Below are 16,024 nucleotides of genomic sequence, written 5' to 3'. Positions count from 1 at the left end.
CTTTTTTATTGCATTTCTGATTTGGATTTTTAATTTTGAGTGTGTGTCAGCCTGCTCAGATACACTTCTTTTCTTTTCATTCTGTCAAAAATCATTAAGCTTATGGGCATGTGGTATTTTTAAGTTTCAGGTCTATTTTTTTATGTACATTTCCCAATTAAAAACGAAATCTTTGCAACTTCTGGCTGGTATCGCCATTACTTTGGGTTTGGGGCAAACCGCACTGGCACAGAATGAAAATATTGAAGTCACGCCACTTCAAAAAGTCACCCAGCAGGAACTGGCAGCCATTTATGTATTATCTGAAGTGTGCCCAGCGTTAATTCAGGACAAAGACCAGGCCAAATTTAACCAGGGCTATGCCAAACTGGCCAAAGAATATATGCCGGCAGAAAAAGATCCGGTTGCCGCTTTACAAGCCCTAAGCAAGCAAAAAAGTTTTAAACCGATGCTGGTTGAAGCACAGGCCGATGCCAAAAAAGCTGGAAGCCAGAAAAATAAAGCCATTTGCCAGGAATTGACCGCGTACAGCAAATAAAACTATTTGGTTACAATACTTTTTCCAATAAGCCGATTTCTCCCATAGAAGTCGGCTTTGCTTTATCCTAAAATGCTAGCCTCTTTTGTGCATATATCAAGTATTGGAACACCTAGAATGACTCGAAAAAGCGCCCTTGCTGCCTTACTCCTCCTACCAAGCTTTTCTTATGCAGCAACTGTTTTATCCAATCCGCCAGAACTCAACAATAAATCTTATGTTTTAATGGATTATGAAACAGGGCAAATTCTTGCATCGAAAAATGAAAATGAAAAACTTGCCCCGGCCTCAATGACCAAAATGATGACCAGTTTCATCATTGAACAAAAACTATTGAAGGGCGAGCTCACGGAAGATGAAAAAGTTCGTATGAACGAATCTGCATGGTGTCGTGGTAGTAGCACAGAATCATGTATGTATGTTCCGCTGAATGGCACTGCAACTGTACTTGAAATGCTGCGTGGAATTATTGTTCAGTCGGGTAATGATGCTTCTAAAGCCATGGCGGAACACATTGCCGGTAATGAAGGCACCTTCGCGCACATGATGAACGAAGAAGCTAAAAAAATTGGCATGACCAACACCCAGTTTATTAACTCGACTGGTATGCCAGCAGACGGCCATTATTCAACTGCCAAAGATATGGCAACCTTGGCCCAGCACATCATTAAAGATAGTTCTAAATACTATCCAATTTATTCAGAAAAAGAATTTACCTTTAATGGCATCCGTCAAGGCAACCGTAATGCCCTGCTCTATACAGACCCAAGTGTTGATGGTTTAAAAACCGGTCATACCAATGAAGCCGGCTACTGTTTAACGACTTCTGCAAAACGTGGCCCAACGCGTCTGATTTCTGTGATTTTTGGTGCGCCAACCATGCAGGAACGTGCGACACAAACACGTGAATTGCTGGCTTGGGGTTATGCCAACTTTGAAACCAAAAATGTACAGCCTGCAAATCAGGTCCTGGCCAAATCTAAAGTCTGGTTTGGTCAGTCGGATGAAGTACAAATTGGTCTGGCTGAAAACTTTAATGTGACCATGCCTAAAGGCAAAGCCAATGAAATTAAAACGCAATTGGTGGTTCAGCCGAAATTGACTGCGCCGCTACAAAAAGGCCAAGTCATTGGTAAATATGTCGCAAGCTTAGATGGTAAAGTAATTGCTGAAAAACCACTGGTGGCTTTAAACGCGGTTGAAGAAGCTGGTTTCTTCTCACGCCTCATTGACCATATCAAGCAGTTCTTTAGCAACCTGTTCTAAGTTTAAGGCACAACTTTAGACTTAAGTGAAGGCACTCATTCAGCGAATGGGTGCTTTTTCTTTTATACTATTGTCTTGATCATTCCACTTTTACGAGCAGATCACCATGAGCCAGAACATTCGTCCTTATTTAGATACCCATCCACAGATTGATGATTCCTGTTATATCGACCCGATGGGTGTGGTCATTGGTGATGTGGTATTAGGCGAAAATGTCTCGGTTTGGCCGTTTGCCGTAATTCGCGGGGATGTTAATTCTATTCGTATTGGCAACAACTCGAATGTACAGGATCATGCCATGCTGCATGTCAGCCATAAAAATGCCGATAAACCGGATGGCTCACCGCTAATTATTGGTGAAGATGTTACCATTGGCCATCATGTGACCTTGCATGGCTGCACAATTGGTAACCGTGTTCTGGTCGGAATTAACACCATTATTCTGGATGATGTGATTGTTGAAGATGATGTGATGATTGGCGCGGGTTCTTTAGTACCACCACGCAAGCGTTTAGAAAGCGGTTATTTATATGTTGGCAGTCCGGTACAAAAAGTACGCCCGCTAACCGATAAAGAAAAAGCGTTTTTGCCGTATTCAGCGCAGAATTATGTGAAGGTGTCGGGGAATTATAAGTAAAATTGGATTTCGCATAAGAGGTTTTATGTTAAATAAATTAGAAGATTGAAAAGCGAATTTCTATTAAAATATAGATAGAAAGTAGTTATTCATTTTCAATAATTTTGTTTTATATTAGAAAATACATTATTTAATGTGAGGGATATTTTGTTAGTACTTCATGAATTTGTTTATAAAAGATTAAATAATTTGGTAGGCTATATACATAATAAAGTATACCAAGGAAGTAATAATCGTAATCGCTATAAATTAAATAATTATATTTATGTTTGGTGGCAAGAAGATAAAATAGTTAGAGTTTTTGATACAGAACAAAAAAAGACATTATATATATTAGGTGATTCAGAGAAACAACTAGTTGTAATTAACAATATTTTAGAAATTGGAAATTATAATTTTTATACTGATGTTTCTCAAATTCTTGAGAATAGTCTGAGAGCTACTCAAGATCCCAAAACAATAGAGGTCTATTTAAAAATAGGTGATTTAGAAAGATATTTAAATTCAAGTGTCAAAACACTTTTTTCAATGACTCAGCAAGGAGGAGAGCTTAACCGAATTGAATTAAACGATTTGGGGGCTAATGACGTTGTTGAAATGGTTGAGACAGGCATTTTATATTTCGTTTTTAATGGAAGAAATGCATGGCATAGTACATGGATACAAAAATACACTGTTGGGTGTATGCATACAAATTTTCAATCAGCTAAGGATTTTGTGGAAAGAAAGAGAGTTCAGGGTTCAGTTTTTTATATTAAACAATTACCATGTTTAATTTTTAAAAGCAAAAATAAAAAAATATATATAACTGAAATAAATAATAAGAATCCTTTATGTGGATATTCATATATGGATATTAATAATATTAAATCTGAAGATAAATTTAACAAAAAAAGTTATTTATTAAATGGTAAGTTATTAAAGGATATTTTATTAAGTTTTGATATAAATAGTAACTTTTGGAATCGACAAAAACCAAGTAAAAATTCATTTTTTATTTTTTATTCAGTTAATCATGATTTATATAAAACAGAAGATATACCTTCAGAATTGAAAATTTATAATTCTGTATCTTATGGTAAAAATAATAAATTGGGCTGGCATTATAAAAAATCTCTATTGGATTCCTCGGCCATAAAAAGATTACATGAAATTTACAAGACCTCTCATGTGACAGATATTTTATATTGAAATATTAACAATTTTTACCAAAGTTTTAATAGTCTAATCTTATTGATTTTCAATAATTTTATTTGCAATTGAAATGAATCAACTAAATTAGGTGTCAACTTTTTCTGATGGATCTCATCAGATAGCTGCATAAAAATATTTCTAATAGTTATGCCCGCATCCTTTTGTCCCATACTCAAAAGTTCAGAGGATGCTAAAAAAATAGGTTGAATATCTTGAGACGTCATTCCCCTAATATAGGTTTCATCATAATATTCAATACTTCTAAGAACTCTAAGACACTCTCTTTTGATTTCTTCTATGATCGCATATCTAGAGCAAATGATCCCTGTATAGATTCCGCTAATAATTCCACTAATTATTCCTACAAGAATGCTCAAAACTATATCCATATAAAACCTAATATGATTAAATTTTTATCTATTATCATATCCTGAGCTATTTTGAGAAAACTTTGGCTATTGTCTTAGTAATTAGTTTTTAAAAAATCTAAAATTAACATAATACACCTTATACGAAATTATTTTTACTTCTCTTTTTAAATCAGCATATTAGCTCATACTAAGAAGTCAAAATCACCTGATTTGGACTTCTTTATGGATTTCTCATGTTCCACGCTCATTATTAAGTCCTTGTTTCACACAATTTTTTACTCAAACTCAAAAATCATCTTCTCCAAAGAAATCCCCTTCCCTCATAGCCACATCCCCCTAAATTTTGTAGAATATGCGTTTTACCCCATGGTGCTTTTTTATGACCGCTTGGACTGCGCATGTGACTGTTGCCACCGTTGTTGAAAAAGACGGTAAATTTCTGTTCGTAGAAGAACAGACTGAAGGCGTTACACATACTGTCTTTAACCAGCCTGCAGGTCATGTAGAAGCCGGTGAAACCATTATTGAAGCAGCGGTTCGCGAAACCCTGGAAGAAACCGGATACGATGTACGTATTCAGGCTTTACTGGGCATTTATACCTATACCCCGCCCATGTTTCCAGATCGTACCTATTACCGTTTCTGCTTTCTGGCCGAAGCCATTCACCATCATGCAGATGCACAGCTAGACACTGGTATTGTCCGTGCCGTCTGGATGAGCCCGGATGAACTGCTTGAATCGGCCCGCGCCCGCAGTCCTTTGGTGATTAAAGCCGTACAGGATGCTCAGACCGGACAAAAATATCCTTTATCGCTCATTTACGAGCACCAAAATTCTCCCTTAATTCATAGTGTGGATGCCTAATCCTATGCAACAACGTGTCATCGTCGGTATGTCAGGTGGTGTAGATTCTTCTGTTTCTGCAGCACTCCTCCTTCAACAAGGTTATCAGATTGAAGGATTGTTCATGAAAAACTGGGAAGAAGATGATGGCACGGAATACTGTACAGCCATGGAAGATCTGGCCGATGCCCAGGCCGTATGCGATAAAATTGGCATCAAACTGCACACTGCCAACTTTGCCATGGAATACTGGGATCGGGTTTTCGAGCATTTCCTGGCAGAATACGCCGCTGGCCGTACCCCTAACCCGGACATTCTGTGCAATAAAGAAATCAAATTCCGTGCGTTTTTAGATCATGCCATTAACCTGGGTGCTGATTTTATTGCAACGGGTCACTACTGCCGTCGTGGTGAAACCATGACCAACTCTAAAGGTGATCAATATGCACCTTTATTGCGTGGTGTCGACAACAACAAAGATCAGACTTACTTCCTGCACGCGGTGCATGGTCGTGAAATTAACAAGACCCTGTTCCCTGTCGGTGAAATTGAAAAGCCACAAGTACGTAAAATTGCAGAAGAATTGGGCTTGGCGACTGCAAAGAAAAAAGACTCCACCGGTATCTGTTTTATTGGTGAACGCCGCTTTAATGACTTCTTAAAACAATATTTACCCGCACAACCCGGAAAAATCGTGCTGGAAGATGGCAAAGAGGTTGGTGAACATCACGGCTTAATGTACTATACGCTCGGTCAACGCGGTGGTATTGGTATTGGCGGCATGAAAGGTGCAGCTGAAGGTGCGTGGTTTGTACTGCATAAAGATGTAGCCGGCAATCGTCTGGTGGTTGGTCAAGGTCATGATCATCCACTGATGCAAAGCACGATTCTGTGGAGCGAATCCATTGATTGGGTCGCAGGTGAACAGGATATTCCTGACACCGGTTTCCGCTGCACGGCAAAAACCCGCTATCGCCAACCTGACCAAGACTGCGTATTATTTAAAGATCCAGAAACACCAAATGGTGTACGTGTTGAATTTGATCAGCCACAACGTGCAGTAACACCAGGTCAAAGCGTGGTGTTCTACGCAGGTGAAGTGTGCTTAGGGGGTGGCGTGATCCATCATACCAATGCCCCTCACCCGGATTTTGTTTAAAGGATTGTTTCGGCATGACAGAGTTACCGTTTCAACAGCCTCGAACTCTGAATGTTCGCCAGAATCGTGCTTTGGCCCTCGCTGCTGTGTTTCAGGCCACGCAGCTGACCCATATGACCGCACTGACTGGCCGACAAAGTATTGGCGATAGCGGTAACTTTTATCTGGAGCGCCTGATTCAGGCCAGCCTGAATATCCGTCCAAGTAATAATCAGAGTGGCCAAACCTTAGACTTTTTTAGTCAGCTGGCCGATATCTCCCTTGGTTTAAAAACCCTCGAAAATAGCATTACCCATCCGTTTACCACCTCACCCAAATCCAGATTACCGAAAATGTCCAATGCCAAGTTGCCGATGTCCTATGCCATGGCGCTGCTGCAACTGGAAAAGAAAGTCTATAGTAATCCGCAATTTGTTGAAATTATTGAGCAATCCCAGCAAAAAATCTTAAAACAGCTGTCCTTTTTTGATAATAACTATTTACATCCAAGTATTCTCGCCAATCTTGCCCAAACCTATGTTGATACTGCTGGACAGATTAATCCGCGGATTATGGTGCGTGGCAATGCCGAGGCCTTTAAAGATTCTGCCCATACCAACCGTATTCGTGCCTCGCTATTTACCGGCCTGCAAATGGCACATTTGTGGCGTCAACTCGGTGGCAGCTCATGGGCGATGATTTTTAGCAAACGCAAACTGCTTCAAGATATTCAGGATCTTGCCCGTTTACAGTATCAGGTGGTCTGATCTGTACGGACATTTGTTTTAGGTTTAGTTCCAAAGTTTAAGGAATCGTTATGAACGCTTTAACTGCACTTTCTCCATTAGATGGACGTTATGCGAGCAAATGTGATGCTCTTCGTCCTTTCCTTTCTGAGTTTGGTTTAATCCATGCTCGTGTGACTGTTGAAGTGCGTTGGTTACAAGCGCTTGCGAACCGTCCGGAAATTACTGAAGTCCCAGCTTTTTCTGCAGAAACCAATGCGGCCTTAGATGCGATTGTGGCAAATTTCTCTGAAGAAGATGCGAACCGCATTAAAGAGATTGAACGTACCACTAACCACGACGTTAAAGCGGTTGAATATTTCCTGAAAGAAAAAATCGCCAACATCGACGAGCTGAAAAATGCCGGTGAATTCATTCACTTTGCTTGTACTTCTGAAGACATCAACAACCTGTCACACGCGTTAATGCTGAAAAACGGCCGTGATGTACTGGTTGCATCTATGCAGCAAATCATTGACTCAATTGTGGCGCTGGCTGAAAAACATGCTGATCAACCCATGCTGTCTCGTACACACGGTCAAACAGCTAGCCCAACCACTTTGGGTAAAGAAATGGCCAACGTGGCGTACCGTTTAGCGCGTCAAATCAAGCAATTCAACAATGTTGAACTGCTGGGTAAAATCAACGGTGCAGTGGGTAACTACAACGCTCACCTGTCTGCCTATCCAGACATCAACTGGCCTGCACATTCACAAGCATTTGTTGAATCTTTAGGTTTAACTTTCAACCCGTACACCACGCAAATTGAACCGCATGACTATATGGCGGAACTGTTTGATGCGCTGCGTCGTTTCAACACCATCTTAATCGACTTTAACCGTGACGTTTGGGGTTATATCTCGCTGGGCTTCTTCAAACAAAAACTGAAAGAAGGCGAAGTCGGTTCTTCAACCATGCCGCACAAAGTCAACCCGATTGACTTCGAAAACTCTGAAGGTAACCTGGGTATTGCCAATGCTGTTCTTGCGCACCTGGGCGAAAAACTTCCAATTTCTCGCTGGCAGCGTGACTTAACCGACTCAACTGTACTTCGTAACATGGGTGTTGGTTTTGCACAGAGCTTGATCGCATTTGAAGCCTGCTTAAAAGGTATTGGTAAACTAGAACTGAATGCTGACCGTATTCTGGAAGACCTGGACAATGCACAAGAAGTATTGGCTGAACCGATTCAAACGGTTATGCGTCGTTACAACGTTGAAAAACCATACGAAAAATTAAAAGCGCTGACTCGTGGTCAAGCGATGACTCGCGACATGATGGTGAGCTTCGTCAACGGTAACGAACTCGAAGCTGTTCCGGCTGCGGATCGTGCACGTTTAGCTGAAATGACCCCTGCGTCTTACACCGGTAATGCCGCTGAACAGGCAAAACAAATTAAAGATTTGATTGCTAAAATCTAATGAAATGATTTGAGTTTTTCACAACATCTTCTTTCTTCCTCTGGAAGCAACATAAAGAGGGTGTAATTTTGAAAAACTCAGCATCAAAAAGCGAAGCTCCGGTTTCGCTTTTTTATTATGATAATTACAAATCCCAATCCTATAACCAGAATGATCGACTACCAATTACAAGCCAAACATTGGCTGATGCTGGTCCTGTTAGGCCTGACCATGCTGCTTGCCAGTATCAACCCGATGGAATTTTCAGCCTATGTGCTGCATCAGGTTGGAACGGTCATCATGCTAATTGTGCTGCTACTGCTCTTCAAAAAAGTCGGTCTAAGCTTTTCGAGTTTTGTTTTCTATCTTATCTTTCTGTTGATTCATATTTTAGGCGCACATTACCTCTATTCTTATGTGCCCTATAACGACTGGCTGCTGCATTACTTCGGCTTTGATTTAAACCAGTGGCTGGGCTGGGAACGCAATATGTATGATCGCTTTGTGCATTTTGCCTATGGGGTGCTGCTCTACCCGCTGTTTTTCCGCTTACATCGGCTGAGCTTTCCTAACGCCAAAGACTGGATGATCTTTCTGCTGGTCGTGCAATGGGTCATGAGCAGCAGTTTGATTTACGAATGGCTGGAATGGTTACTCGCGGTAACCCTCTCCCCGGAAGCGGCTGAAAATTATAACGGTCAGCAAGGCGACGTCTGGGATGCACATAAAGATATGCTCCTGGCTACGCTCGGCGCGATTCTGGCAGGAAGCTGGAGCTTATACAAAGACAGAAAAAAAGCACTCGATTGAGTGCTTTTTCATGTTTCAGGACAAAATTGGATTAGAGCTTAGGATCGCGCATTTGCACCAGATTGGCACTGGCTTTGCTTAAAGTATCCATCACCTTGTTAATGACCGCAGGCACCAGAGAATCGGCCACCTGTGCGGCTTGTAGGCCGAGTTTTTCACCCAAGGTTGGCTTGCGACGGGTTTCAATGACATAAACATCATGCTGTGGCAATAACCCTAACAGGTATTCATCTGAGGTTTGCAGTTTATCGACCAGGTTCAGATCGGAAGCATCCTGACCATACCAGTGTTCACCTGTAGCGACTTTTTCTACATTGAGCTGCGGACGGTACTTTTCAACAAAGTGCTTGAACAGGCTGTGAGTTTGTTGCAACTCTTCTTCAAACTTGGCCTTGCCTTCTTCGGTATTTTCACCAAACATGGTCACGGTGCGTTTGTATTGACCAGCCGTATACAGTTCAAAATCTATATTATGCTGTTTTAGCAGGCGGTTAAAGTTTGGCACCTGTGCCACCACGCCAATTGAACCGACAATGGCAAACGGTGCAGAGATAATTTCATTGGCGATACAAGCCATCATATAGCCACCGCTGGCTGCGACCTTATCAACACAGATGGTCAGATGAAAACCAGCATCACGCAGACGTACCAGTTGTGCAGCGGCTAAACCATAACCATGTACCATCCCGCCCGGACTTTCCAAACGTACCACCACGCGGTCACGTCCAGCTTTGGCTGTGGCCAGAATTAAGGTAATTTCTTCACGCAGATTCTCTACCGCAGAGGCGGCCATATCCCCTTTAAAATCGAGTACATAAATTTTCTGGTTATTCTTTTTACGCAGGCGTGCCTCTTTGGACAATTGCTGGCTAAATTGCAACAGCTCCAGTTTGGAGGCCGTAGTCTGCGCTATTTTTTTTCGTTGTTCGTTAATACGCGCATTTAAATGACGGATACGAATTTCGGCAGGTAGTTTTGGGGAATGAAATAACATATAAAAATCTGTTCTCAATTTTATTTTGGCTAAGCTTTAGATGAGGGCGGATATTGAGAATTCAATATTAGCGCATTTATTTGCTTAATTTAATCCACTTCCGTGTTAACCGTAGTGTCATTTTTGCAACAACTAAAAAATACAGCCCTGTTGAACAGGACGGGATTTTTAAAAGCTGGGAAAGCTCAACATTAAAACCACCAACTGGATAGCAGATGGAATGATCTGCTCCGGATTCAGCCCTTCAAACTGAAATCTATTTTGAGCTTTGTTTTAAGCGTGTTGATAGATGGATAATCCACCAGATCCGCTATGCCCCTCCCCCTACCCCTCAACCAGAGCCATAAAAAAACCGCAAATATTGATTTGCGGTTTTTTGATATACAGCGGTTGGCAATTAACCAAAACGACCTGTAATGTACGCTTCCGTTAATTGATGGTCTGGTTGAGTAAAGACTTTTTCAGTCGAGTTCACTTCAATCAGATCACCCAGGTGGAAATATGCGGTACGGTCTGATACACGCGCTGCCTGTTGCATCGAGTGCGTAACAATCGCAATGGTGTACTGGGTAGACAGCTCAGAAATCAGTTCTTCAACTTTTGCAGTTGCAATCGGGTCCAGTGCAGAACATGGTTCATCCATCAGAATCACTTCTGGTGAAACCGCAATGGTACGCGCGATACATAAACGTTGCTGCTGACCACCTGACAGACCAGTACCTGGCTGGCTTAAACGGTCTTTGACTTCATCCCACAGACCAGCTTTACGCAGGCTGTTTTCAACAATTTCTTCAAGATCGTATTTGTCACGCGCCAAACCGTGCAGTTTCGGGCCGTAAGCCACGTTTTCAAAAATTGATTTCGGGAACGGGTTTGGCTTCTGGAACACCATACCCACCTGAGCACGTAGCAACACCACGTCCAGGTTCGGATCATAAATATCCTGATTATCCAGCATGACTTTACCGGTAACGCGGCATGAATCAATGGTGTCATTCATCCGGTTTAAGGTACGAAGGAAAGTCGATTTACCACAACCTGATGGACCAATGAAGGCAATGACTTCATTTTCATAAATGTTCAGGTCAATGCCTTTAATTGCTTCAGATTCACCATAGAACACATGAACATCGGAGGTGCTGAGTTTGACATTGTTCGATTTGGCTTCTTTTTTGCTCGCCGCCTGGGTATCAAACTGAGACACAAACGAAGTTGCAGGCTGTTTGTGTTCTTCGCCTTCGGTTGACGTAAATTGTGTTTGCTCTGGATTCACTGCTTTATCCTGTTCTAAGGAATTCGGTTTGTCTGTGCTTAATACAGTAGTCATATTTTGCCCTCAATTACCAACGTACTTCAAATTTCTTACGTAACCAGATCGCCAGACTGTTCAGGCCGATCATGAGTGCAAGAAGTACGATAATGGCGGCAGCGGTACGTCCTTCAAAGAAGTTACGCAATTCATTGCCCTGCCATAGGAAAATTTGTACCGGTAATGCGGTAGATTGATCAAATGGAGATGCCGGTACGCTCGCAACGAAGGCACTCATACCAATTAATAGAAGTGGTGCGGTTTCACCCAATGCTTGTGCAACACCAATAATCGCACCGGTTAAAATCCCTGGTAATGCCAGTGGCAATACATGATGGAATACGGTTTGTAGACGTGATGCACCCAAGCCCAATGCAGCCTGACGAATAGATGGCGGCACCGCTTTTAGTGAAGCACGTGTGGTAATAATTACGGTCGGTAAAGTCATTAAACTTAGAACTAGACCACCCACCAGTGGCGCAGATAACGGTAAATGCATCCAGCCAATGAAGATGGCAGCGCCCAACAGACCAAATACAATCGATGGAACTGCGGCCAGGTTGTTAATGTTCACTTCAATAATATCAGTAATGACATTTTTTGGTGCAAATTCTTCCAGGTAAATTGCAGATGCCACACCAATTGGAATCGAGATAAAGATCACGATCAGCATCATGAACAATGAACCCATGAAGGCACCAGCCAAACCAGAAGTTGCAGGCGAACTACGCGAGTCCGGGCTGACAAAGATGTTGGTATTGAAAGTATTTTCTATAATACCTTGGGCTTTCAGATCATCTGCCAGCTGACGGATTTCCGGGCTTAGCTGCTGCTGTTCTGCCGGCAGGTCACGGTCAATATTGCCCGCAAGCCATACATCTACATTGGCATCGGCCAGAATTTTCACTTCTTTGGTTTGACCAATCAGCGATGGATCTGCCAGTACCATATCACGTAAGCGATAGGTTTCAGAACTGGTGTACATGTAGCCTAAATCATCACGCTTGGCTTCAAGCGCCGCATCTTTAGCCACAATACCGTTAACGATAAGTGCATCCCAATCAACCATCCCCATTTCAGTCTGCCAGGCAATCATACGGTCATTAAATTGTGCCGGAGATTCACCTGCCTGCTGTTTTGGCTGGGCGCCCACATTAATAATGCTTGGGTCAAAGTAGACTGGCACTGCCATACTGCTTTGCCAGAATGCCGGTAAACCTTTGGCCAGAATACTGCCGAACAGTAACACGACAAAGAATAAACCTGCCAGTACCGAGGCCAGACCAAACATACGGAAAGTGCTTTCTTTACGATGGCGTTTTGCTAACGAGCTTTCAATTTTCTGTTTACGTTGTGCGCGTAATTCAGCGGCCGCCCGTGGATCAAGCGGTTGTTGATCCATTGAAGTAGTATTTGAAGTACTCATTAGTCGTATTGCTCACGATATTTACGCACGATGTAAAGTGCCACAATGTTCAAACACAGGGTAATAACAAACAGGGTTAAACCTAATGCGAACGCCACCAATGCCTGCGGACTTGCGAAGTCGGTATCACCGGTTAACTGGTTAACAATCGTCATGGTCACGGTTGCAACCGCTTCTAGCGGGTTGGCATGTAACAACGGACTGTTACCTGCGGCCAGAACCACAATCATGGTTTCACCAATTGCACGAGATGCAGCCAGCAAGAAGGCACCGATAATCCCTGGCAAGGCAGCCGGCATCACCACTTTACGAATGGTTTCCGACTTAGTCGCACCCAGACCCAACGAACCATCACGTAGAGCACGTGGTACCTGGGTAATGATGTCATCAGATAAAGACGATACAAATGGAATGATCATGATGCCCATTACCAGACCGGCAGTTAAAGCACTGGTGGCATTGATATCAATACCCAGCAGTGCACCGGCACTTTTCAGGAATGGACCAATAATCATTAAGGCAAATACACCATATACAATGGTCGGAATACCGGCCAACACTTCAATGGTTGGTTTTGCCCAAGAACGGAATTTCGGAGATGCATACTCTGCCAGGTAAATGGCAATCATCAGACCAATAGGTACTGCAACCAGCAATGCAATCGCACTGACCAGCAAGGTTCCCCATAACAGTGGTAACAGGCCATATTCACCATCGGCACTACCGGTGGTACTAAAACCTGGGTTCCACTGGGTACCAAAGAAGAAGTCCATTGGGCTGACGAAGCTAAAGAAGCGCATGGCTTCCCCGAACATCGACATCACGATACCAACGGTGGTCAGAATGGCCACACCAGAACAGAGGGCTAAAGAAATGTTAATGATCTTTTCAACCTGGTTACGGGCACGGTACTGTTGAGAGACACGTTTTTTCGCCCATAGCAAACCAATTAACGCTGCACAAATCACAACGGCCAGTTTGATATAAGAACCAATGGTTTCAAATTTTGCTAATTGTTCAGCAGCTGCCAGTTCATAGGCGGCTGGTGTATCGGTTACACCAAAGCCAGAAGCCAGTGCTTGCACACGGTCTACCAGAACGCTGGTGCTGGCTGCATTCAGGTTGGCAGCAACATCTGCCGGTACATGACTCAGTACCACCTGTTCCAAAATGGTTGGTTCAACCAGATTCCAAACAATCAAAATTAAAAAAGCAGGGATCGCACACCACAACGCCACCAACGCACCATAATAACCAGGGCGTGAGTGCAACATTGCAGAATTATTTCCCTTACCTGCTAGGTTACGGCTTTTGCTTAACCCGATTTGATAGGCTATGGCAATAATTGCCAGTAACACACCTATGAGTAGCAGATTCATGTATTCTCCACCGTTTTTTCAATTTTCATTATTTGAAAAAACATTTCTCTTCGCAAAAAGCTGATGGCAGGAAACCCTGCCATCAGCTGTTTTAACCACAATTATTTAACTGCTTTACCTGCTTTGAAGTTCGCCAGGATTTGCGCACGTTCTTTGTCAGATAAAGAGATCAGACCTGCTTTGTCTAACTTAGAACCTTTACCAGATACTTTCTTGCTTAAGAAGAATTCTGTGTACTGTTGTAAGCCTTTGATTGATTTCAGGTGCTCACCTTTCACGTAGAAGAACAATGGACGTGAAACAGGGTAAGAACCGTTCAGGATTGTTTGCTCAGATGGCGCAACGTTGTTTACAGTTGCAACACGTAGCTTGTCACGGTTTTGGTCATAGAAACCTAGACCGAATACACCCACTGCACTTGGAGAAGTTCTTAAACGTGCCAGTGTTTCAGTGTAGTCACCAGCGATTTCAATCACACGGCCATCTTTACGGAAAGTTGTACATGCTTTTTTCTTCGCATCTTTGTCTAATGCTTTGATTGCTGCATAAGCTTCACAACCTGCATCAACCATTTTCTCCTGGAACACTTCACGTGTACCGTGGTTAGATGCTGGAATTACCAGAGTAATTGGTTCATTTGGAAGTGATTTGTCAATCTGGTTCCAACGTGTATATGGGTTAGCAACCATTTTACCTTTCGATGGAAGCTCAGCAGCCAAAGCAGCAAATACATGGTAAGGTTTTAATTTATAAGCAGCTTTGTTTGAGTTTGACGCGAATACGATACCGTCATAACCAATTTTAACTTCTAAGATCTGGTTCACGCCTGCTTTTTTACATGCAGCGATTTCTGAATCTTTAATTTGACGAGATGAGTTTGCGATATCAATTGTGTTATCGCCCACACCGTTACAGAACTGTTTCAAACCACCTGAAGAACCGCCAGAACCAACAACAGGCGCTTTGAATTGTGGGAATGTGTTACCGAACTCTTCTGCTACAATACTTGCGTATGGCAATACTGTAGAAGAACCAGCGATTTGGATGGTGTCACGAGCTGCGTTCGCAGTTGTTGCTACAGCTGCCCCAGATAGTGCTAATGCAAGTGCGATATTGGTAAAGCGCATTCTGTTCTCTCTCAATTTATGCAAATTCGGAGTACGCCACTTTTTATTAAGTTTTGTACTTATTTCGTTATGTGCATTGTGAGTTTAAAATATGACAATAAAGTTACACCTTTATGACACTTTAATGATGTTTTATTTTGCAGCTTGTTTTTATAATTTCTAAAAGCCTGCTTTATACCAAAATATTAACTTAAGATAATGATTTTAATAACATTTAACTACCTTATTAAAATTTCGAAAGATGTCTAAAAAAATATGAAAGCGCTGTAAAAATATGACAAAATGCCAATCCAGCACCGGTTCGCTTTCTTACAATTGTCATAATTCTCTCTGGTTGATGACCACCACCCAATATTCTATAAAAAGCGAAATTGATTGTTTTTCTTAAACTTAATATATTCATCTGTTGCCTGAAACACACGTTATCAGCCAATTGATCACTTCACTGTACTCAGCCACTTTATTCACTTCTATCCCCTTCTTTTGGCCCGTTTGGCTTGTTAACAGATACATGACATTCATCTTCATTTTTTTCAATTCAATGACCCGAGATAAAAAAAAGAGGCCCTATAGGCCATTGCTGTCCCACAATTTTTCACAAGAGGAAGCTCATTTGAGCTTCCTCTTGTTTTATGGGTATTTTATCGGGTGAAAATAAAGCTTTTAAAGTTCTTCTTTCAAACAAATTCACTTGAATTATTCTGAGTAAACGTTGAACTGTCCAACCTGTTTTTCCTAAATGTCGAGCGAAACTCACCAATAAATAGGCGATCATCGCAATCCAGATTTGTGTCTGAATTGCGTTC

15 protein-coding genes and 1 pseudogene are annotated in these 16,024 nt (G+C 42.1%); 9 read left to right on the top strand and 7 right to left on the bottom strand.

Annotated features, from left to right (window positions below):
* Positions 1-142: 142 nt before the first annotated feature.
* The 4 genes from FTU55_RS01205 (at position 143) to FTU55_RS01190 (ending at position 3,632) form a co-directional block, all read left to right on the top strand.
* The gene (locus tag FTU55_RS01205; protein WP_163145941.1) at positions 143-538 is read left to right on the top strand and encodes an MCR_0457 family protein; all 396 of its coding nucleotides are present in this window, start codon (positions 143-145) and stop codon (positions 536-538) included.
* A 117-nt stretch (positions 539-655) separates the two neighbouring features.
* A complete protein-coding gene (gene dacC / locus FTU55_RS01200; RefSeq protein ID WP_005176801.1) occupies positions 656-1,804 on the top strand; it encodes a D-alanyl-D-alanine carboxypeptidase PBP5/6 in 1,149 nt (382 codons plus the stop codon).
* Between the two features lie 106 nt (positions 1,805-1,910).
* Positions 1,911-2,441, top strand: a complete 531-nt coding sequence (locus tag FTU55_RS01195; RefSeq protein WP_016658409.1) for a gamma carbonic anhydrase family protein — start codon at positions 1,911-1,913, stop codon at positions 2,439-2,441.
* Between the two features lie 147 nt (positions 2,442-2,588).
* Positions 2,589-3,632, top strand: coding sequence for a hypothetical protein (locus FTU55_RS01190; protein ID WP_139229551.1), 1,044 nt, complete (start codon positions 2,589-2,591; stop codon positions 3,630-3,632).
* 14 nt (positions 3,633-3,646) lie between these two features.
* Here the strand turns inward: FTU55_RS01190 and FTU55_RS01185 are convergent, their stop codons facing one another.
* Positions 3,647-4,012 (bottom strand): hypothetical protein, encoded by a 366-nt coding sequence (locus FTU55_RS01185; protein WP_180045905.1) that lies wholly within the window; start codon positions 4,010-4,012, stop codon positions 3,647-3,649.
* A gap of 373 nt (positions 4,013-4,385) precedes the next feature.
* Here FTU55_RS01185 and FTU55_RS01180 point away from each other — a divergent pair, with 373 nt between their 5' ends.
* The 5 genes from FTU55_RS01180 (at position 4,386) to FTU55_RS01160 (ending at position 8,983) form a co-directional block, all read left to right on the top strand.
* Positions 4,386-4,871, top strand: a complete 486-nt coding sequence (locus FTU55_RS01180) for an NUDIX hydrolase (protein ID WP_005176771.1) — start codon at positions 4,386-4,388, stop codon at positions 4,869-4,871.
* Between the two features lie 4 nt (positions 4,872-4,875).
* Positions 4,876-6,009, top strand: coding sequence for a tRNA 2-thiouridine(34) synthase MnmA (gene mnmA / locus FTU55_RS01175; RefSeq protein WP_180045903.1), 1,134 nt, complete (start codon positions 4,876-4,878; stop codon positions 6,007-6,009).
* A 14-nt stretch (positions 6,010-6,023) separates the two neighbouring features.
* Positions 6,024-6,755 (top strand): high frequency lysogenization protein HflD, encoded by a 732-nt coding sequence (gene hflD / locus FTU55_RS01170; RefSeq protein WP_005176767.1) that lies wholly within the window; start codon positions 6,024-6,026, stop codon positions 6,753-6,755.
* Between the two features lie 50 nt (positions 6,756-6,805).
* Complete coding sequence (gene purB / locus FTU55_RS01165; protein ID WP_005176761.1) at positions 6,806-8,194, top strand: adenylosuccinate lyase; 1,389 nt, start codon at positions 6,806-6,808, stop codon at positions 8,192-8,194.
* A gap of 150 nt (positions 8,195-8,344) precedes the next feature.
* The gene (locus FTU55_RS01160) at positions 8,345-8,983 is read left to right on the top strand and encodes a DUF2238 domain-containing protein (RefSeq protein WP_180045901.1); all 639 of its coding nucleotides are present in this window, start codon (positions 8,345-8,347) and stop codon (positions 8,981-8,983) included.
* Between the two features lie 31 nt (positions 8,984-9,014).
* Here FTU55_RS01160 and sohB read toward each other — a convergent pair whose 3' ends face one another.
* The 6 genes and pseudogenes from sohB to FTU55_RS01130 all read right to left on the bottom strand — a co-directional run.
* A complete protein-coding gene (gene sohB, locus FTU55_RS01155) occupies positions 9,015-9,977 on the bottom strand; it encodes a protease SohB (RefSeq protein WP_005176756.1) in 963 nt (320 codons plus the stop codon).
* A gap of 397 nt (positions 9,978-10,374) precedes the next feature.
* Positions 10,375-11,304: a phosphate ABC transporter ATP-binding protein PstB gene (gene pstB / locus FTU55_RS01150; protein ID WP_218949077.1), complete on the bottom strand. Its 930-nt coding sequence runs from the start codon at positions 11,302-11,304 to the stop codon at positions 10,375-10,377.
* A gap of 13 nt (positions 11,305-11,317) precedes the next feature.
* Positions 11,318-12,712 (bottom strand): phosphate ABC transporter permease PstA, encoded by a 1,395-nt coding sequence (pstA, locus tag FTU55_RS01145; protein ID WP_160241466.1) that lies wholly within the window; start codon positions 12,710-12,712, stop codon positions 11,318-11,320.
* Positions 12,712-14,091: a phosphate ABC transporter permease subunit PstC gene (pstC, locus tag FTU55_RS01140; protein ID WP_005176748.1), complete on the bottom strand. Its 1,380-nt coding sequence runs from the start codon at positions 14,089-14,091 to the stop codon at positions 12,712-12,714. The genes pstA and pstC overlap by 1 nt, the downstream gene beginning before the upstream one ends.
* 101 nt (positions 14,092-14,192) lie before the next feature.
* Entirely contained in the window at positions 14,193-15,218 is a 1,026-nt protein-coding gene (locus FTU55_RS01135; protein WP_005176746.1) for a substrate-binding domain-containing protein, read from the bottom strand.
* A 595-nt stretch (positions 15,219-15,813) separates the two neighbouring features.
* Positions 15,814-16,024: pseudogene (locus tag FTU55_RS01130) on the bottom strand (IS4 family transposase); the annotation flags it as partial.

The sequence above is a fragment of the Acinetobacter sp. YH12117 genome, from assembly GCF_013418865.1.
Taxonomy (GTDB): domain Bacteria; phylum Pseudomonadota; class Gammaproteobacteria; order Pseudomonadales; family Moraxellaceae; genus Acinetobacter; species Acinetobacter indicus.
This window is presented reverse-complemented; position numbering and strand designations above follow the sequence as displayed.

Coding starts and splice junctions, on each gene's coding strand:
- FTU55_RS01205 (WP_163145941.1), top strand. CDS start 143: ATGTACATTTCCCAATTAAAAACGAAATCTTTGCAACTTCTGGCTGGT.
- dacC (WP_005176801.1), top strand. CDS start 656: ATGACTCGAAAAAGCGCCCTTGCTGCCTTACTCCTCCTACCAAGCTTT.
- FTU55_RS01195 (WP_016658409.1), top strand. CDS start 1,911: ATGAGCCAGAACATTCGTCCTTATTTAGATACCCATCCACAGATTGAT.
- FTU55_RS01180 (WP_005176771.1), top strand. CDS start 4,386: ATGACCGCTTGGACTGCGCATGTGACTGTTGCCACCGTTGTTGAAAAA.
- mnmA (WP_180045903.1), top strand. CDS start 4,876: ATGCAACAACGTGTCATCGTCGGTATGTCAGGTGGTGTAGATTCTTCT.
- hflD (WP_005176767.1), top strand. CDS start 6,024: ATGACAGAGTTACCGTTTCAACAGCCTCGAACTCTGAATGTTCGCCAG.
- purB (WP_005176761.1), top strand. CDS start 6,806: ATGAACGCTTTAACTGCACTTTCTCCATTAGATGGACGTTATGCGAGC.
- FTU55_RS01160 (WP_180045901.1), top strand. CDS start 8,345: ATGATCGACTACCAATTACAAGCCAAACATTGGCTGATGCTGGTCCTG.
- sohB (WP_005176756.1), bottom strand. CDS start 9,977: ATGTTATTTCATTCCCCAAAACTACCTGCCGAAATTCGTATCCGTCAT.
- pstB (WP_218949077.1), bottom strand. CDS start 11,304: ATGACTACTGTATTAAGCACAGACAAACCGAATTCCTTAGAACAGGAT.
- pstA (WP_160241466.1), bottom strand. CDS start 12,712: ATGAGTACTTCAAATACTACTTCAATGGATCAACAACCGCTTGATCCA.
- pstC (WP_005176748.1), bottom strand. CDS start 14,091: ATGAATCTGCTACTCATAGGTGTGTTACTGGCAATTATTGCCATAGCC.
- FTU55_RS01135 (WP_005176746.1), bottom strand. CDS start 15,218: ATGCGCTTTACCAATATCGCACTTGCATTAGCACTATCTGGGGCAGCT.